The 16,851-nt window shown below is 57.2% G+C and carries 19 protein-coding genes; 12 read left to right on the forward strand and 7 right to left on the reverse strand.

Annotation, left to right across the window (positions count from 1 at the left end; translation table 11 throughout):
- Nucleotides 1–89: 89 nt before the first annotated feature.
- Nucleotides 90–374 (reverse strand): DUF3175 domain-containing protein, encoded by a 285-nt coding sequence (locus PHA01_RS15480; RefSeq protein ID WP_271896941.1) that lies wholly within the window; start codon nt 372–374, stop codon nt 90–92.
- Nucleotides 375–395: 21 nt separating this feature from the next.
- Complete coding sequence (locus PHA01_RS15485) at nt 396–731, reverse strand: DUF427 domain-containing protein (protein WP_112523936.1); 336 nt, start codon at nt 729–731, stop codon at nt 396–398.
- Between the two features lie 167 nt (nt 732–898).
- Here PHA01_RS15485 and PHA01_RS15490 point away from each other — a divergent pair, with 167 nt between their 5' ends.
- Together PHA01_RS15490 and PHA01_RS15495 are read left to right on the forward strand one after the other, a co-directional pair.
- Nucleotides 899–1,213: a hypothetical protein gene (locus PHA01_RS15490; protein WP_271896944.1), complete on the forward strand. Its 315-nt coding sequence runs from the start codon at nt 899–901 to the stop codon at nt 1,211–1,213.
- Between the two features lie 15 nt (nt 1,214–1,228).
- Nucleotides 1,229–1,855: a UdgX family uracil-DNA binding protein gene (locus PHA01_RS15495; protein ID WP_271896946.1), complete on the forward strand. Its 627-nt coding sequence runs from the start codon at nt 1,229–1,231 to the stop codon at nt 1,853–1,855.
- Nucleotides 1,856–1,861: 6 nt separating this feature from the next.
- Here PHA01_RS15495 and PHA01_RS15500 read toward each other — a convergent pair whose 3' ends face one another.
- On the reverse strand, nt 1,862–2,011 hold the full coding sequence (locus PHA01_RS15500; protein ID WP_271896948.1) for a hypothetical protein: 150 nt from the start codon (nt 2,009–2,011) through the stop codon (nt 1,862–1,864).
- 52 nt (nt 2,012–2,063) lie between these two features.
- Complete coding sequence (locus PHA01_RS15505; protein ID WP_271896950.1) at nt 2,064–3,398, reverse strand: PQQ-dependent sugar dehydrogenase; 1,335 nt, start codon at nt 3,396–3,398, stop codon at nt 2,064–2,066.
- Here PHA01_RS15505 and PHA01_RS15510 point away from each other — a divergent pair.
- The 10 genes from PHA01_RS15510 to PHA01_RS15555 all read left to right on the forward strand — a co-directional run bounded on the left by PHA01_RS15510 (nt 3,386) and on the right by PHA01_RS15555 (nt 13,360).
- Nucleotides 3,386–3,826 carry a hypothetical protein gene (locus tag PHA01_RS15510; RefSeq protein ID WP_271896952.1) on the forward strand — a complete coding sequence of 147 codons (441 nt, stop codon included), beginning with the start codon at nt 3,386–3,388 and terminating at the stop codon, nt 3,824–3,826. The two genes, PHA01_RS15505 and PHA01_RS15510, sit on opposite strands and share 13 nt — an antisense overlap.
- Nucleotides 3,827–4,282: 456 nt before the next feature.
- A complete protein-coding gene (locus PHA01_RS15515; RefSeq protein ID WP_100003438.1) occupies nt 4,283–4,372 on the forward strand; it encodes a K(+)-transporting ATPase subunit F in 90 nt (29 codons plus the stop codon).
- 178 nt (nt 4,373–4,550) lie between these two features.
- On the forward strand, nt 4,551–6,254 hold the full coding sequence (gene kdpA / locus PHA01_RS15520; RefSeq protein ID WP_271896957.1) for a potassium-transporting ATPase subunit KdpA: 1,704 nt from the start codon (nt 4,551–4,553) through the stop codon (nt 6,252–6,254).
- Nucleotides 6,255–6,265: 11 nt separating this feature from the next.
- Nucleotides 6,266–6,439 (forward strand): hypothetical protein, encoded by a 174-nt coding sequence (locus PHA01_RS15525; RefSeq protein ID WP_271896959.1) that lies wholly within the window; start codon nt 6,266–6,268, stop codon nt 6,437–6,439.
- Nucleotides 6,436–8,529: a potassium-transporting ATPase subunit KdpB gene (gene kdpB, locus PHA01_RS15530; protein ID WP_271896961.1), complete on the forward strand. Its 2,094-nt coding sequence runs from the start codon at nt 6,436–6,438 to the stop codon at nt 8,527–8,529. The genes PHA01_RS15525 and kdpB overlap by 4 nt, the downstream gene beginning before the upstream one ends.
- Nucleotides 8,530–8,541: 12 nt before the next feature.
- A complete protein-coding gene (gene kdpC / locus PHA01_RS15535) occupies nt 8,542–9,111 on the forward strand; it encodes a potassium-transporting ATPase subunit KdpC (protein WP_271896964.1) in 570 nt (189 codons plus the stop codon).
- A gap of 59 nt (nt 9,112–9,170) precedes the next feature.
- Entirely contained in the window at nt 9,171–11,876 is a 2,706-nt protein-coding gene (locus tag PHA01_RS15540) for a sensor histidine kinase (protein WP_271896966.1), read from the forward strand.
- On the forward strand, nt 11,873–12,565 hold the full coding sequence (locus PHA01_RS15545; RefSeq protein ID WP_271896968.1) for a response regulator transcription factor: 693 nt from the start codon (nt 11,873–11,875) through the stop codon (nt 12,563–12,565). Before PHA01_RS15540 ends, PHA01_RS15545 begins: the two co-directional genes overlap by 4 nt.
- A 33-nt stretch (nt 12,566–12,598) precedes the next feature.
- The gene (locus tag PHA01_RS15550; RefSeq protein ID WP_271896970.1) at nt 12,599–13,048 is read left to right on the forward strand and encodes a PTS sugar transporter subunit IIA; all 450 of its coding nucleotides are present in this window, start codon (nt 12,599–12,601) and stop codon (nt 13,046–13,048) included.
- 15 nt (nt 13,049–13,063) lie between these two features.
- Entirely contained in the window at nt 13,064–13,360 is a 297-nt protein-coding gene (locus PHA01_RS15555) for a hypothetical protein (protein WP_271896972.1), read from the forward strand.
- 32 nt (nt 13,361–13,392) lie between these two features.
- On the opposite strand, the gene dapA is transcribed toward PHA01_RS15555, so the two are convergent.
- From dapA to PHA01_RS15570, 3 genes are all read right to left on the reverse strand, one after another.
- Nucleotides 13,393–14,373, reverse strand: a complete 981-nt coding sequence (dapA, locus tag PHA01_RS15560; protein ID WP_271896974.1) for a 4-hydroxy-tetrahydrodipicolinate synthase — start codon at nt 14,371–14,373, stop codon at nt 13,393–13,395.
- 379 nt (nt 14,374–14,752) lie between these two features.
- The gene (locus PHA01_RS15565; RefSeq protein WP_271896976.1) at nt 14,753–16,195 is read right to left on the reverse strand and encodes a TRAP transporter large permease; all 1,443 of its coding nucleotides are present in this window, start codon (nt 16,193–16,195) and stop codon (nt 14,753–14,755) included.
- Nucleotides 16,192–16,800 carry a TRAP transporter small permease subunit gene (locus PHA01_RS15570; RefSeq protein WP_271896978.1) on the reverse strand — a complete coding sequence of 203 codons (609 nt, stop codon included), beginning with the start codon at nt 16,798–16,800 and terminating at the stop codon, nt 16,192–16,194. The genes PHA01_RS15565 and PHA01_RS15570 overlap by 4 nt, the downstream gene beginning before the upstream one ends.
- Between the last annotated feature and the right edge of the window lie 51 nt (nt 16,801–16,851).

A 16,851-nucleotide genomic window follows, 5' to 3' on the forward strand; every position in this document is an offset into this window, starting at 1 on the left:
AGTCAAACAAAACAGTACGCCGTTTGCGGACAAGTGCAATTGTATGTCCGCCAGTAGACATAGAAGCAATAAAGTCTCTGGACGGCCCTTCAGGTGCGGCCGAATTCCTTCCTCAGTTCGTCCTTGGCGCGCTCCAATACATTCTTTTGTTTGTCGGGCAAATTGTGGCCTGCACGGTTGATATAGAACGTCAGCATCGACATCGCGGACCGGTAAGGGCTTGATTTGCGTCGTTCCGACTGCTCTGCCGACCGCTTCAGCGAGATAGCGATCTTGTGCGGGTCGTGCTGTTCGAAAACATGGGCTTCAAGGTCGAGCGCGTCACTATTCTCGGTGACATCCTTTGACCATTTCTCTTTTGGCTTGCCGGCCATTTTGAAACCTCCAATGATCGTTCACTCGAATGTTACTTTCTTTGGATCGAATGCTGCATGATCCCGGATTGCAGCGACGTCCGGTATGGGGTCTTCATAAGCCCACATGGCATCGCTGGCCGACTCGCCCTGACCTGTGACCCGCCAGTAGGAGGCGTTGCCCTTCCAAGGGCATTTCGTGCTGGTTTCGGTCTTTTCGAGATGGGCGAAATAGATATCGTCGAAGGGGATATAGAGAACTGGATTGTGTCCGGGTTCCAGTAATTCCAATGCCCGTTCCGTCGAAGCTATTACGACATTGTGAAATCGTACGGTCACGGGGTGAGAATATGGTTTGATCGTGATGCCGCTATCCATGGTCTATTCCTCTTTGCAATTGACTGACCGGAGCTTCGTTGAGTTTTAAGCCGCAAGGAAGCAAAATGTTCCCGGCGAATGAAAAAGTGAACGAACCATACCGAGTCTATTCTTCACGGAACCCCGGTACTTTTGACGCGTTAAAAAAGCATAGGAGAAATACCCCCATGACAGAGACCAGATTGCTCACGGATCATCAGGAGATACGAGACTGGGCTGCGGCGCGATCTGGCATACCTGCCATTCGCGACGCGGAAGAGCTGATTGGCAGCAATGAGCCTGTAATCTCCATCCAGTTCGGTCAACATGCCTATGAGGATGATGATCACGAGGGCGCGGACCGTCCTGATGATTTCGGCAGACCGCGTCTCGTAGAATGGGATGAATGGTTCGCCCTGTTCGATCAGGAAGGCCTCGGCCTCGTGGTTGCGGAGGATGTGCCAGGCCAACGCGACGAGTTTCATGAAATCATTCGCAGATAGGCCGGATGGATCGTTATGGACAAGATTTTGGAGGGCGAACGCTTCACCGCAAATTCCTTGAGCGAACTCAGATCCGAGGCAGAGCACTGCAAGCGGTGCGATCTTTATAAAAACGCCACCCAGACGGTGTTCGGCGAGGGTTCGAGAGATGCGGAAACCGTCCTCGTCGGCGAACAGCCGGGTGACAAGGAGGATCTTGCCGGCCATCCATTTGTGGGTCCGGCCGGTATTGTGCTCGATAAAGCCCTGGTCGAAGCGGGTATCGAGCGCGACAGCTGTTATGTCACCAATACCGTCAAGCATTTCAAATTCGAGCCGCGCGGCAAACGCCGGCTGCACTCCAAGCCGAATGCCGGCGAAATCCGGATTTGCTCGTGGTGGCTGAGAGGCGAGCTAGAGCTAATCAAGCCGAAAATAGTCGTTGCGTTGGGAGCTACGGCTGCCAACTGTCTGGTCGGCAACGCGGTTCGCATAACGAAGGACCGACGAAGAATATTTCATCCCGACGGACTGCCGCCGGTGCTGGTCACCATACATCCCTCATACATTCTGAGAATACGCGACAGGGATAAAGCAGATATCGAAACGCGCGAATTCGTCCGCGATCTGGCGGAAATAAGGAGGTTTCTCTCGATCCACTAACTGGTACTACTCTTCGCGATAGATGCGGTCTGTGGCCTGATCGCGAGCTTCCCGTTCATAACGGCTCAAACGGCGCTGTCTCATTCCGAGTGCCAGCAACAGGCCCAATATGAAGGGTCCACCAATCAGTATCAGAAGCCATGAATACTCAGCCATGATTGCACTCCCGTTTCGGCTCTAACCGACGAGCGTACAATAGGTTCCGGATTCACGGTGCGGAGGGTGTGACGCGCCATATGGTGTTGCCAACATCGTCCGCCACCAGAAGAGCGCCGGCCTTGTCGACCGCAACGCCCACGGGACGGCCGAGGGCCTTATCGCCATCGACGAAACCCGTCAGTACATCTTGTGGGGGTCCATTCGGCTTGCCGTTACTGAAAGGAACGAAGATGACCTTGTATCCGCTGCGGGGCTGGCGGTTCCACGAGCCATGCTGGCCGACAAACGCGCCGTTTTTGTATTCAGGGCCAAACAGGGAACCGGTATAGAAGGTCAAACCCAGCGAAGCGGTATGTGGACCGAGTGCATAGTCTGGCTTGATGGCCGAGGCGACAAGCTCCGGGTTTTGCGGGCTGACCCGCACATCGACGTTCTGGCCGTAGTAGCTGTATGGCCAGCCATAAAACCCGCCATCCTTGACCGATGTCATATAGTCCGGGACAAGATCGCTGCCGATCTCGTCGCGCTCATTGACCGCGACCCAGAGTGCGCCACTGTTGGGATTCCAGGATAGTCCGTTCGGGTTTCGCAGACCCCAGGCAAATAGCCTAGTTTTTTTCGTGTTCAGATCTATCTCGAGGACGGCGGCCCGGTTGGCTTCCGCGTCGATGCCGTTCTCGCCCACATTGCTGTTCGATCCGACCGTTGCATAGAGCTTTGTCCCGTCGGCGCTGGCGATCACATCTTTCGTCCAGTGGTGATTGATCGGGCCGCCTGGGAGGTTCGCGATCTTTTCGGGCGCCGCGGTTATTTTCGTCTCGCCATCGCCATAGGGATAAGCGACGATCGCATCGGTATTGGCGACGTAGAGCTTGCCGCCAGAAAGGGCCATCCCAAAGGGCGAATTCAGGTTCTCAAGAAACGTCTCCTTTATCTCGGCCACGCCGTCATTGTCGGCGTCGCGCAGCAGCGTGATGCGGTTCGGGCTTGTCACCCCCGCACCGGCCCTGCCCATAACGAGGCCTTCGACCCAACTACGGATGCTGAAGGACTGGTTCTGCCGCGCGGGCGCATTGGTTTCGGCTACCAGCACATCGCCATTGGGCAGGACATGCAGCCAGCGCGGATGGTCAAGGTCCTTGGCGAAGACGTTGACTTTCATCCCCAGAGCAACTGTCGGCGTTTTGCCTTCCGGCCAAGAGGAAGCCTCGGCGATGTTGACCGTGGTGATGGGTTTGGGATTGGGCGGAGGCAAGGTCGGGTCGGGGCCGTATCCCTGTTCAACGGGAATTGTCGCGGACTCCCGCGAATAGAAGTAGACGCCGGCCGCCGCGAGCAGTGCGAGCACCAGCAACGCACCGATGATGAGAAATGCAGTTTTCATGGCTGACCCTTGAATGGAGACCCTGGAGTTGTGCAACGCACGAAAATAAACAAAGTTGCCGCGAGCGCTGCGGCAAACTGGCGTGTTCGTTTCGTCGTTTGCTCACTACGCCGTTTTTATATCTTTGCCCTTGCAGTCCAATCGAAAAAATATTCATCCCCTTCTATCCTCGCGCTGTGGATTTGTCCGACCGTCAAACCACGGCAATCAGAAGGATGAATACGATGCTTCCGCGTTCAGGAATCTATTATGCAGCCCAGCATATGCACCATGCACAGCGGGTCACCTTGCCCCCGCATAAAATCCAAGACTCTGAAATCACCTCCGCAGGCTACCGGGAGGAACTCGGTGTTTTCCTGCGCCTTTGGTTGGTCATCCTTGCGGGCGTGGCCGTCATCCTGCTGAGCAGCTGGCTGGCGGCAAGCTGATGCGCGAAATGTCACGAAATGCGGCTTCAGAACGGTCTGAAGCCGAGGTTAAAGAACAAGGCGGTCCGGCGGAAGATATAAGATCCATCAGATCGCTCATTCCGCTTGCGCTCGGGATGCTTGTCTTTATGGCAGCTCTTGCCTCTCTGATGAAACTCTTGCCCTGACCAGCACGGAACCATCGATTCAGGCCTTAGTAGATTTCAAATCCTTATAGTTTTTTTATTTCTTCTCGCTGTGTCCCGTCTCGAACTTTTATGGTGTTTCGAGCCATATTCTGCCGCGATCAGCGAGCTTGGCAGTGTTGCCCACGCCCCATCTGATTGGACCATTTATGCAATCAATAAGGAGTTCTATCGATGGACATTGTTGTTCTCGCGATAGGTATTTTGTTCTTAGTCCTCTCGCTGGCTTACACCAAAGCCTGCGATAATCTGTGACTGGAGGGAACGGCAAATGACTATCGACTATATTCTCGGCGGCGCTGTGACCTTGTTTCTCCTCGCCTACCTCACCTACGCCCTCGTTCGTCCGGAGCGCTTCTGAGAGGCCGTTGATTATTCCAGCTTGACGGGCATCCGACGCGATTTTCTGCGCTTCCGGTGCTCATGGACGAAAATGTCCACTGCGCTCCGGTTCTCGAAAACCGCACCGGCTCTCTCGACAAGCTGAATTCTCAAACGGTCTCCAGCGCATTACCGGCCAAGGCCCGGAAAGCTACACCATGACTCTCAACGGTTGGATACAGATCCTCGTCTTCTGCGGGATCATCATTTTGCTCGTGAAACCGCTCGGCGGCTACATGACGCGCGTCTTCAACGGCGATCGCACATTCCTTTCGCCCATCTTCGTTCCCGTGGAGCGAGGTCTCTACCGCATAGCCGGAACCAGCGAACAGGAAGAACAGCATTGGACGACGTATACAGCGGCGCTGCTGTTCTTCAGCTTGGCCGGCTTTATCGTTCTCTATTTCCTGCAGCGGTTCCAGGGAGCACTTCCTTATAACCCTGCCGCGATGGGCGCAACGGAGCCCGGGCTCGCGTTCAATACGGCTGTCAGCTTCGTAACCAATACGAACTGGCAGAATTACGGCGGCGAAAGCACCATGTCGTATCTCGTGCAGATGGCGGGCTTTACAGTTCAGAACTTCGTCTCGGCGGCTACGGGTATTGCCATCGCGGTTGCGTTGATCCGGGGTTTCACCAGAGCTTCCGGCCGGTCGATCGGCAATTTCTGGGTCGATCTGACCAGATGCACGCTCTATATTCTCCTGCCGATCTGCATCGTGCTGACGTTGGTCTACGTCTATCTTGGCGTTCCGCAGACGCTCGGAACCTATGTTGATGCGACGACGCTGGAAGGCGCCAAGCAAACGATCGCCGTCGGGCCGGTTGCTTCGCAGCTTGCGATCAAGATGCTCGGCACCAATGGCGGCGGCTTCTTCAACGTGAATTCGGCGCATCCTTTCGAAAATCCCGATGCCATCTCGAACCTCATCCAGATGGTCACGATCTTTGCGATCGGCGCGGCATTGACCAACGTGTTCGGCCGCATGGCTGGTAACCAGCGCCAGGGCTGGGCGATCTTTGCTGCCATGGGCGTCATGTTCCTGGCGGGTGTAATCGTCTGCTACTGGGGTGAGGCTGCCGGTAATCCGCTCGTCCATGCGCTCGGGATCGACGGCGGCAACATGGAAGGCAAGGAGACACGCTTCGGCATAGCCTTGTCCGCATTGTTTGCGGTTGTCACAACGGCCGCCTCCTGCGGTGCGGTCAATGCGATGCATGACAGCTTCATGGCCATCAGTGGCATGATACCCCTCATCAACATGATGCTGGGAGAGGTGATTGTCGGCGGCGTCGGTGCCGGTCTTTATGGCATCCTGCTTTACGTCATCATTGCAGTCTTCGTGGCTGGCCTGATGGTTGGCCGTACGCCGGAATATCTTGGCAAGAAGATCGAGGCCAAGGAAGTCAAGATGGCCATGCTGGCCGTTCTGGTACTGCCGTTAGCAATGCTCGGCTTTACGGCAATAGCCTCGGTACTGCCGTCGGCAGTCGCTTCCATTGCGAACGCCGGTCCGCATGGCTTCTCGGAGATACTGTACGCCTATACCTCCGCAGCGGCGAACAACGGTTCGGCCTTTGGCGGTCTGACGGGCAATACGGCCTGGTACAACATTACGCTCGGTATCGGGATGTGGATGGGGCGGTTCTTCGTCATCATCCCTGCACTAGCGATCGCCGGTTCGCTGGTTGCCAAGAAAACCGTTCCGGAATCCGCAGGCACCTTTCCGACCCACGGCGGCCTGTTCGTTGGTCTGCTCGTCGGTGTCATCCTGATTGTCGGCGGTCTCACCTTCTTCCCGGCGCTGGCCGTTGGACCGATCGTCGAGCACCTCGCCATCGGCCTCGGGCAGACATTCTGATGGGTCCCGTCATGCGTCACAGTTACCTGCAATTCAACCTCAAGCCTCGCGCCGGAAATTTGGCGCGGGGAGCAAAAAAGCGTGCGCGCGCTTCCGACATCATTCTCGGCATGACGCTGATGATGTTGTTCGTCTGGCTCGCCGCATACGGGTTTATTCACCTTCACAACTGGAGTCTCAAATGAGCCAGTCCAAATCAGCGAGTCTTATGGACTCATCCATTTTGATACCTGCCATCGGGGGTGCTTTCAAAAAGCTCAACCCGCGCAGCCTCATCCGGAACCCCGTTATGTTCGTCGTCGCCGTGGTTTCAGCCCTGACGACCGTGCTGTTCGTCAAGGACATTGCAACAGGCGGACAGAGCCTCGGTTTCTCCTTCCAGATCATCATCTGGCTGTGGTTTACCGTGCTCTTTGCCAACTTCGCCGAAGCGGTGGCCGAGGGACGCGGCAAGGCCCAGGCAGATTCGTTGCGCAAGGCCCGGACCGAAACCCAGGCGAAACTCCTTTCGGGCGATGACCGCAGCAATTTCAAGCTGGTGCCTGGTGCAAGCCTGAAGGTTGGCGATATCGTCCTTGTCGATGCCGGTGACATCATCCCGTCTGACGGCGAGGTTGTCGAAGGTATCGCTTCGGTCAATGAATCGGCAATCACTGGCGAGTCCGCCCCGGTCATTCGCGAGTCCGGTGGTGACCGTTCTGCTGTGACCGGCGGAACGCAGGTTCTGTCCGACTGGCTCCGCGTCCGCATCACAGCGGCGGCCGGTTCGACCTTCATCGACCGGATGATCGCACTCGTCGAAGGTGCCGAGCGCCAGAAGACACCAAATGAAATCGCGCTCAACATCCTCCTCGCAGGCATGACGCTGATCTTCGTTCTTGCCACGGCGACAATTCCGAGCTTTGCCTCCTATGCGGGCGGCGCCATTCCGGTCGTCGTCCTGGTTGCCCTGTTCGTGACGCTGATCCCGACAACGATCGGCGCATTGCTTTCGGCGATCGGTATTGCCGGCATGGACCGTCTTATTCAGTTCAACGTGCTGGCAATGTCCGGGCGTGCCGTCGAAGCTGCGGGTGACGTCGATACGCTGCTCCTCGACAAGACCGGCACGATCACCTTCGGTAATCGTCAGGCGACCGAGTTCTTGCCCGTCAAGGGCGTATCGGAACAGGAACTTGCGGATGCCGCACAGCTTGCTTCGCTGGCGGATGAGACTCCCGAGGGCCGCTCGATCGTGGTTCTGGCCAAGGAAAAATACGGCATACGGGCCCGGGATATGCAGACGCTGCATGCGACCTTCGTGCCCTTCACCGCACAGAGCCGCATGAGCGGTGTCGATATCGATGGATCATCGATCCGCAAGGGCGCTGTCGACGCTGTTCTGACCTATGCCAATCAGATGTCACTTGCGACGCCCGGAGCTGGTGGAACGACTGTTGCGACACGGGCCACGGCCGAGACGATTCGTGATCTGCAAGCTATCGCCGACCAGATCGCCAAGGGCGGTGGCACACCGCTTGCAGTTGTCCGCGATGGCAAGCTGCTCGGCATCATATACTTGAAGGATATCGTCAAGGGCGGCATTCGCGAACGTTTCGCTGAACTACGCCGCATGGGCATCCGCACAGTGATGATCACCGGCGACAACCCGCTTACCGCTGCCGCCATTGCGGCGGAAGCCGGCGTCGACGACTTCCTCGCCCAGGCAACCCCCGAGAACAAGCTCACGCTGATCAGAGACGAGCAGTCGAAGGGCAAGCTTGTCGCCATGTGCGGTGACGGTACCAATGATGCTCCGGCACTCGCCCAAGCAGATGTGGGCGTCGCCATGAACACCGGTACTGTTGCAGCCCGCGAGGCCGGCAACATGGTCGATCTGGACAGCGATCCTACCAAGCTGATCGAGATCGTCGGTATCGGCAAGCAGTTGCTGATGACGCGCGGTGCGTTGACGACCTTCTCGATTGCCAATGATATCGCCAAGTACTTCGCCATTATCCCGGCGATGTTCCTGGCGTTCTATCCGCAGCTCGGCGCACTCAATATCATGGGGCTGCAGACACCCCAGAGCGCCATCCTGTCAGCGATCATCTTCAACGCGCTCATCATCGTCGCGCTGATCCCGTTGTCGCTGAAGGGCGTCAAATACCGGGCTGTCGGTGCAGGCGCGCTGTTGAGGCGCAACCTTCTCATCTATGGCCTCGGCGGCGTCATTGTCCCCTTCGTCGGCATCAAAGCTATCGATATGGTCATCACAAGCCTCGGCTTGGCGTAAAGGATTATTCCAATGTTAAAACAACTCAAACCCGCGATTATCATGATAATTGCATTTACGGTCATAACCGGCCTTATCTATCCTTTGGGCATGACCGGCATTGCTCAGGTTCTGTTCCCGCGGCAGGCCAATGGCAGCCTCATCGAGAAGAACGGTACTGTCATAGGTTCCGAGCTGATCGGCCAGGCCTTTGCCGCCGACAAGTACTTCCATGGCAGGCCGTCTGCTGCGGGTGACGGGTACAATGCTGCTGCGTCCAGTGGATCCAATCTTGGACCGACAAATCCGAAATTGATCGATCGTATCAAGACGGATCTGGCCGCCTTACAGGCAACCAATCCGAATACTCCGGTGCCGATGGACCTCGTTACCACCTCGGGCAGCGGCCTGGATCCTCACGTCTCGCCGGAAGGCGCTTACTTCCAGGTGCCGCGCGTCGCCAAGGCGCGTGGTATCGATGAAACCCGCATCCGTCAGTTGGTCGATCAGAACGTCCAGGGCCGCGAGCTCGGTTTCATGGGAGAGCCGGTGGTGAATGTGCTGGCGCTGAACCAGGCACTTGATGGCCTGACGGCACAGTAGTTGAATGGGAGCCGGGGATCTGCAACCGCAAACCCCGGCTCTGGCATGAGAGGCCCACAATGCCCACTGACAGCCGCGACACCGACAGGAGACCATCACCCGATGCACTCCTTGAAAATGCGGAGCGCGAGACGCGGGGACGGCTGAAGATTTTTCTCGGGGCGGCACCCGGTGTGGGCAAAACCTATGAAATGCTGATGGCTGGCCGAGCGGCACTTGCAGATGGCAAGGATGTGGTGATCGGCGTCGTCGAGACGCATGGCCGCAAGGAAACGCAGGCTCTGGTCAACGGTTTCGAAGTGATCGCGCGCACACATGTCAACTACAAGGATCATCATCTCCAGGAGATGGACCTCGATGCGATCCTCGCACGCCGGCCAGGCCTCGTTCTGGTCGATGAACTCGCACATACGAACGCTCCAGGCACGCGACATCCGAAGCGGTACATGGATGTGCAGGAGATCCTGGCACACGACATCGATGTCTATTCGACGATGAACATCCAGCATGTCGAAAGCCTGAATGATGTCGTGGCGCAGATCACCAAGGTGCGGGTGCGCGAAACAGTGCCGGATTCGGTCATCGACCAGGCCGATGAGGTCGAGATCATCGATCTGACGCCCGCTGATCTGATCAAGCGTCTGCTGGAGGGCAAGGTCTACGTTCCCGCCAACGCCAAGCGCGCCATGGAAAACTATTTTTCGCCAGGCAATTTGACTGCCCTGCGCGAGCTTGCACTCCGGCGTACCGCGCAACGTGTCGATGATCAGCTGCTTACCCATATGCAGGCGAATGCGATATCCGGGCCTTGGGCGGCTGGCGACCGGGTTCTCGTCTGTATCGACGAACATCCGGGCGGTGCTTCACTTGTCAGATATGCCCGCCGTCTTGCGGATCGGCTTCGGGCGCCGTGGACAGCTGTTAACGTGGAGACACATCGGTCGACGCGTTTTTCAGAAGCGGACCGGAATCGGATCGCATCTACGCTGCGCCTTGCGGGCCAGCTAGGTGGTGATGCGATCACGCTCCCGGGCCGGGATGCAGCCGAGGAAATTGCACGTCACGCACGGGAAAACAATGTTACACACATTGTCATCGGCAAGCCGCACAAGGCGCAATGGCGCGAACTCTTTGAAGGGTCGGTATCCCATGATCTGATCCGCCGGGCCGGCAATATCAGCGTGCATGTCATCTCGGGAAGCGAAGAGCATGCGGGTGCTACGGTGCGGACCGCCGAGCAGGCGCCAATGGCGAGCGTCCGGATCAGAGCCTATCTCTTGAGCACCGCCTATGTGATCGGTGCACTCGCATTCGGCCTTTTACTCTCTAGCGTGGTTGACGTGCGCAACATCGCGCTTGTCTTCCTCATGGCGGTGCTTGCTTCCGCCGTTTCGGTTGGGCTCTGGCCGGCTTTGTTCGCATCCGTCCTTAGCGCCCTGATGCTCAATTTCTTCTTTCTCCAGCCGCTCTACACGCTCGATATTAGCGATCCTGAAAGCGTCATCGCGCTAGCCTTCTTCTTCGGTGTCGCAGTCATTGCCAGCAATCTGACCGCACGGGTCCAGCGTCAGGCCTCGGCAGCACGTCAGCGCGCCCGAACGACCGAAGATCTCTATCTCTTCAGCAAGAAGCTCGCTGGGACCGGCACGCTTGATGATGTGTTGTGGGCAACGGCGTTCCAGATCGCATCCATGTTGAAGGTGCGTGTGGTTCTGCTTCTGCCAGATCATGGGACCATCGAGGTGAAGGCCGGCTATCCACCTGACGATACGCTGGATGATGCGGACATCGCGGCGGCCCGCTGGGCTTGGGAAAACAACCGTGCAGCAGGTCGAGGAGCTGACACGCTGCCGGGTGCGAAGCGGCTTTATCTGCCATTGCGGACGGGCCGCATGGCGGTCGGTGTCATAGGGCTGGATAGTGACAAGCAGGGGCCGCTGCTCACGCCGGAGCAACAACGTCTGCTCGATGCACTGGCTGATCAGGCGGCTGTCGCCATAGAGCGCACGCAGCTTGTGGCCGACGTCGACCGTGCCAGGCTCGCAGCGGAGGCCGACCGCCTTCGTTCGGCGCTGCTGACGTCGATCTCGCACGATCTGAAGACCCCGCTTGCCGCCATCATGGGTGCTGCAGGTACCTTGAAGGAGTTTGCGCAGGCCTTGCCGATCGAGGCGCGGGTGGAACTGCTTGGGACTGTCATCGACGAGTCCGAGCGACTCAACCGGTTCATCGCCAATCTGCTCGACATGACCAGGATCGAATCCGGCGCAATGGAGCCGAATTTCGCGTTCCACTACGTCGGCGACATTGTCGGCACCGCGCTGAGCCGGGCCAGAAAGATCATTGGGCAGCACAAGACGGAGGTCAATATACCGCCCGACCTGCCGATGCTGAGGGTGGATCCGGTGCTGTTTGAGCAAGTACTGTTCAACCTTCTCGACAATGCCTCCAAATATGCACCGGAAGGTTCCTCGCTGCGAATTCAGGCCTGGACCGATGAGGGCTGGGTAATCCTGCAGGTCATCGATGAAGGGCCAGGCATCCCCGCCGATGATCTGGAGCGAGTTTTCGATACATTCTATCGCGTACGCAAGGGCGATCAGGTCACAGCCGGTACTGGGCTTGGCCTGTCGATATCACGCGGCTTCATAGAAGCCATGGGCGGCACCATTAAAGCGGAAAGGCGTATCGACGGGTCGGGCACGATCTTCACGATCAGGATGCCCGTTCCGAAGGAGACGCCAAACCTGGAAGAACTCATATGACAAATTCAAGCGTAAAGATCCTGGTTGTGGATGACGAGCCACCCATCCGCAAGTTGCTCCGGCTTGGCCTAAGCACGCAGGGCTACAGTGTTGTCGAGGCTATGAACGCCACCGCCGCGATCGAGCAAATAGCTCTGTCTCAGCCGGATCTCGTCGTGCTTGATCTCGGACTGCCGGACCTTTCCGGTTACGAACTGCTGCGTCGCTGGCGCGATGAGGGTTCGGATCTGCCGGTGGTCATTCTTTCAAGCCGGACGGACGAAGGCGGTATCGTGCAGGCGCTGGAGCTCGGCGCAGACGATTATATCACCAAGCCGTTCGGCATGAATGAACTCGTCGCTCGTATACGTGTCGCGTTGCGGCACAGGTTGCAGCAGCAGGGAGAGAGGCCGATTTTCGAGACGGGCGGGCTTTCGGTCGATCTGGTCAAGCGCATCGTCAAGGTCGATGGCAAAGAGGTCAAGCTGTCGCCAAAGGAGTATGAGATCCTGCGTGTCCTCGTACAGCATGCGGGCAAGGCTCTGACGCACCGGTTCCTGCTGGCGCAGGTGTGGGGAGGTTCGACGGATGTGCAATATCTGCGCGTTCACGTGCGGCAACTCCGGCAGAAGATCGAGCGGCTGCCCGACCAACCGCAATATATCACGACCGAGACCGGCGTCGGCTATCGCCTCAGAGAAGTAGAGTGAACACTCGCGACTGAAAATAGAATGAGAATCGTCATGAAATTAGCCGACTATATAAAGCCGGAGAATGTAATCTGGAATCTTGATGTGTCATCCAAGACGCAGGCACTGCAGGCGATGTCTGCCAGTGCAAGTAAACTTGCGGCAATTCCAGCCGACGCGATTCTGGGTTCTCTGCTAAAACGGGAAAAGCTGGGGTCGACCGGCGTCGGACAGGGTGTTGCCCTTCCGCATACGCGCATCGCTGGCATTGGCCGGCCTGTCGCGATGGTTGCTCGATTGAAGCAACCCATCGACTTCGAATCGATCGATGGCCAGCCGGTGGATATTGTCTTCCTGTTACTGACGCCGGACGAGGAGCCCGACAAGCATCTCAATGTGTTGGCTTGTTTTTCCAGAAAGCTGCGCTCACCCGGTGTTCTTGATCAAATGAGAGCGGCGAAAGACGCGGCGTCGCTCTATTCGTGTTTCGTAGAGGAACTTTAGCGCTCAGGCGCGTCTATGATAAGACCGGTCGGACCGATCGGACAGGTCCTGCCAGGGATCGGCGAGCAGGCAATCGTCGTCCTCGGCGCACCAGACCGCACCCGGCTGGTGCTCGCTTTGCGCAGCGGCAAAATGTACGGCCGATTGCTTGTCCGCAAAAAGACCGCCGACCAGACGCTGCCTGTCACAAACGATCCAGCAACCGTCAATGCTGCGACCGACAAGAAAGCGACAGCAATCGTTCGAGTTATCGTGATTTTTTACAGCATGTGCCATGATTTCTCACTTTCAGCTTCAGGCTTGCCGGCCTGAAGCGATAGATGTTGTTGAATTGCGTTTTGGTACTAGACGCGCCAAGCGAGTGGCGCGGTCTGAGCGTCGGAAGTTGTCTCGACTTGCTTGAAGATCGCGTTGGCGCCGTCATCTGTCCCACCCAGATGATCCAGAGCCGATCCAATCTCGCCAGCTGTCTCCACAGAGACGCGTACAAGCGGCAGGCGAACTTCGTCACTCATGCCACGGCGATGCTTGAGTGCATACTTTATCGGGCATGGATTTGTATCGAGGTCAAAAGCCTTGAAAACTGGCTGCATTCTTTGCTGAATGTATCTGGCGGTCGCCCAGTCACCGGCTTTGCACGCATCGCGCAAGGCGACGAAAACGTGCGGCAGCACGTTGGCGACGACCGAGATCATCCCGTCACCACCGAGCAGATTAAATGCATATGCCGTCTCGTCGTGACCGGACAGCAGAATGAAGCGGTCATGGAAGATCGTGCGAATATATTCGACGCGCTTGACCTCTCCAGTCGCGTCCTTGATGCCCACGATCGCAGGAATTTGGGCAAGCCGGTCGAGGGTGTGCATGGTAAGATCAACACCTGTTCGCGACGGCACGTTGTAGATGATGATCGGCAGGTTGGTGCTTTGCGCGATCGCCTCGAAGTGACGCACAATGCCCTCCTGGCTCGGCCTGTTGTAGTAGGGAGTGACAATGAGGGCAGCGTCGGCGCCGCAGGACTGGGCCGCGGACGTATGGGCAATCGTCAGTTCAGTGCTGTTGGTTCCTGTACCGGCAATGACCGGCACGCGTCCGCGTGAAGTTCGTACGCAGATTCTGATGATTTTCAGCCGCTCATCCCACGCAAGGGTAGGAGTTTCGCCAGTGGTGCCGCAAGGGACAAGGGCATCGATGCCGCATTGTATGTGCCACTCCGATAAAGTGGCGAGAGCGTCACAATCGATGACACCGTTCTGGAAGGGCGTGACAAGCGCGGTCATCACGCCCTTCAATCGTGAAGGGTCGTCTTTGCTAGTCGTAGTCATGGATTTCCTCTTATTACGATCTATCTGCAGACCCCGAACGCCGGAGAACTGCCGGCGAGGGGTCCCGTCGTACTCAGAGAGAGACACTGAGTGCGACGGCGAGTCTCAAACCGGCGGCCCCGGCCAATAGAGCAGTGAGCACCAGCAGCATTATTAACCTCTGGCTGTGCTTCGCGGTAAGGTTCGTTTGTTCAGTCTGATTTAATTCTACAGTATTCATCGATATGGTCATTTCCGTGCACTCCAATGGTTTGGGTACACGCAAGAAATACCATGCCCGCCGATATAAATTCCATTGCGGGTTCAGAGTAAAGATATCAAGAATTCATAAAGCGCCATGGCTCAGCCGGCTGATGCCGGCCGCGGTCTTCGCGGCCGGTCACTTGAACGACGGCGGCTGCCCAAGATCGAACGATGGCGGATTGCCAAGGTCGTTGCCCGGAGCGGATGGCAAATTCAGCTGGATATTCTGCAGGTCGACCGCGGGCGTCGAATCAAGGAAGTAGGTAACCATCCCCGGAAAGGCGATGAGCAGACCTACAAGGATCAGCTGCAGAACCAGCCATGGGATTGCACCCATGTAGATATCGCTGGTCTTGATCGATTTTGGTGCGATGCCCCTGAGATAAAACAGTGCAAAGCCGAAGGGCGGGTGCATGAAACTCGTCTGCATATTGGCGCAGATCATGACGCCGAACCAGATGAGATCGATTCCGAGTGCGCTTGCGGCGGGCGCAAGCAGTGGAATGACGATGAAGGCGATTTCGAAGAAATCGAGGAAGAAGGCGAGGATAAATATGAAGATATTGACGAAGATCAGAAATCCGACGACGCCGCCCGGCAGCGCGGTCAGCATGGTTTCGATCCAGTGACCGCCACCGACGCCTTGAAACACCAGACTGAACACGCGTGCGCCGAGCAGAATGAATACGACCATGGCGGTGAGGCGCATCGTCATATCCATCGCCTGATAGACGAGCTTCCAGGTCAGGCGCCGGTTCAGCCAGGCAATGAACATGGCACCGACAACCCCCATCGCTCCGGCTTCCGTGGGTGTGGCAAGGCCCATGAAGATCGTGCCGAGCACGATGAAGATGAGCGCAAGCGACGGGATCATGCCGCGTGCGCAGCGTGCCAGCAGCGGCCAGCCTCGGAGGGTACGCGCTTCAGGCGGAAGCGCAGGAACGTGATCCGGCCTGATGATGCTGAGAACGAACACCCAGCCCGCGAACAGCAGGACCTGAACAATGCTCGCTCCGGTCGCGCCGATATACATATCACCCGGCGACTTGCCGAGCTGATCGGCAAGGACGATGAGCACAAGCGACGGCGGAATAAGTTGGGTGATCGTGCCGGAAGCCGCGATGACGCCGGTGGCGTGCCGGATGTTGTAGCCGTATTTCGCCATCACGGGCAGCGAGATCAGGCCCATCGCGATCACGGATGCGGCAACTGTACCAGTTATCGCGCCGAGAATGGCGCCGACAAGGATGACAGCATAGGAAAGGCCGCCGCGAACGCCACCGAACAGCTGGCCGAACCCTTCAAGCAGGTCCTCGGCGAGGCCGCATCGTTCAAGGATGACGCCCATGAACGTAAAAAACGGGATCGCCAACAGCAGTTCGTTGGAAAGCACCGAAAACATCTGGTAGGTGAGATTACCCAGGAAGTCCGGGCCGATTTCACCCATTTCGATGCCGATGAAGCCGAAGAAGAGGCCGACCGCAGCGAGGGAAAACGCCGCCGGATAGCCGATCACCATAAAGATGATCAGCCCGAAGAACATCAACGGGGCAAGATTGTCAGCAAAAAATGTCATCATTGAACGGGTTTCTCGTAGGCAAATTCGCGAACATAATCAGTAGTGAGGGCGAGATAGCATTTGATGAGTTCTGAAATGCCCTGCAGACCCACTAGTGCGAAGCCCACGGGAAGGCTTAACTTGACGGGCCAGAGCGGAAGGCCACCTGAGTTGGACGATCCTTCATTGGTTACCCATGACAGGACGAACCAGGGCCACGTGAAATAAATCATCAGGCAACATATCGGCAGCAGGAAAAACAGGCCGCCAAGCAAATCGATCCACGTCCTCGTTCTTTCGCTGACGGAGCCGTAAACGAGGTCGACGCGCACATGTTCGTTCAATTTCAACGTCCAGGCGCCGCCGAGCATGACCATGCCGGCGAAGAGATACCACTGCAGTTCGGAAAGGGAATTGGAATTACGGCCATACACAGCCAGAATACTGCGGAACAAGCCACCAAACCCGAGGTTGTGGTCCAGCCAGATCATCGTGCTGATGCTGTAACGCAAAAGGGCGTTAAAGGCGCAAACCAGTGATGCAAACAGGACAAAATAGATCGCGACAATCGCTATGCGACGATTGAATTCATCGATCCAACCCGTGATGGCCAGCCATCGTGACATGCAGTGTCCCCTCCCATTCACACCTTTCTGGCAAGTCGGCACCTCTTGTTC

Origin of the sequence: Candidatus Phyllobacterium onerii, assembly GCF_028331445.1 — a bacterium.
In the GTDB taxonomy this organism is placed as follows: Bacteria; Pseudomonadota; Alphaproteobacteria; order Rhizobiales; family Rhizobiaceae; genus Phyllobacterium; species Phyllobacterium onerii.

Excerpts from the sequence above, each read along its gene's own strand:
- PHA01_RS15480 (WP_271896941.1), bottom strand. The coding sequence starts at position 374 with ATGGCCGGCAAGCCAAAAGAGAAATGGTCAAAGGATGTCACCGAGAAT.
- PHA01_RS15485 (WP_112523936.1), bottom strand. The coding sequence starts at position 731 with ATGGATAGCGGCATCACGATCAAACCATATTCTCACCCCGTGACCGTA.
- PHA01_RS15490 (WP_271896944.1), top strand. The coding sequence starts at position 899 with ATGACAGAGACCAGATTGCTCACGGATCATCAGGAGATACGAGACTGG.
- PHA01_RS15495 (WP_271896946.1), top strand. The coding sequence starts at position 1,229 with ATGGACAAGATTTTGGAGGGCGAACGCTTCACCGCAAATTCCTTGAGC.
- PHA01_RS15500 (WP_271896948.1), bottom strand. The coding sequence starts at position 2,011 with ATGGCTGAGTATTCATGGCTTCTGATACTGATTGGTGGACCCTTCATA.
- PHA01_RS15510 (WP_271896952.1), top strand. The coding sequence starts at position 3,386 with ATGCAGTTTTCATGGCTGACCCTTGAATGGAGACCCTGGAGTTGTGCA.
- PHA01_RS15505 (WP_271896950.1), bottom strand. The coding sequence starts at position 3,398 with ATGAAAACTGCATTTCTCATCATCGGTGCGTTGCTGGTGCTCGCACTG.
- PHA01_RS15515 (WP_100003438.1), top strand. The coding sequence starts at position 4,283 with ATGACTATCGACTATATTCTCGGCGGCGCTGTGACCTTGTTTCTCCTC.
- kdpA (WP_271896957.1), top strand. The coding sequence starts at position 4,551 with ATGACTCTCAACGGTTGGATACAGATCCTCGTCTTCTGCGGGATCATC.
- PHA01_RS15525 (WP_271896959.1), top strand. The coding sequence starts at position 6,266 with ATGCGTCACAGTTACCTGCAATTCAACCTCAAGCCTCGCGCCGGAAAT.
- kdpB (WP_271896961.1), top strand. The coding sequence starts at position 6,436 with ATGAGCCAGTCCAAATCAGCGAGTCTTATGGACTCATCCATTTTGATA.
- kdpC (WP_271896964.1), top strand. The coding sequence starts at position 8,542 with ATGTTAAAACAACTCAAACCCGCGATTATCATGATAATTGCATTTACG.
- PHA01_RS15540 (WP_271896966.1), top strand. The coding sequence starts at position 9,171 with ATGCCCACTGACAGCCGCGACACCGACAGGAGACCATCACCCGATGCA.
- PHA01_RS15545 (WP_271896968.1), top strand. The coding sequence starts at position 11,873 with ATGACAAATTCAAGCGTAAAGATCCTGGTTGTGGATGACGAGCCACCC.
- PHA01_RS15550 (WP_271896970.1), top strand. The coding sequence starts at position 12,599 with ATGAAATTAGCCGACTATATAAAGCCGGAGAATGTAATCTGGAATCTT.
- PHA01_RS15555 (WP_271896972.1), top strand. The coding sequence starts at position 13,064 with ATGATAAGACCGGTCGGACCGATCGGACAGGTCCTGCCAGGGATCGGC.
- dapA (WP_271896974.1), bottom strand. The coding sequence starts at position 14,373 with ATGACTACGACTAGCAAAGACGACCCTTCACGATTGAAGGGCGTGATG.
- PHA01_RS15565 (WP_271896976.1), bottom strand. The coding sequence starts at position 16,195 with ATGATGACATTTTTTGCTGACAATCTTGCCCCGTTGATGTTCTTCGGG.
- PHA01_RS15570 (WP_271896978.1), bottom strand. The coding sequence starts at position 16,800 with ATGTCACGATGGCTGGCCATCACGGGTTGGATCGATGAATTCAATCGT.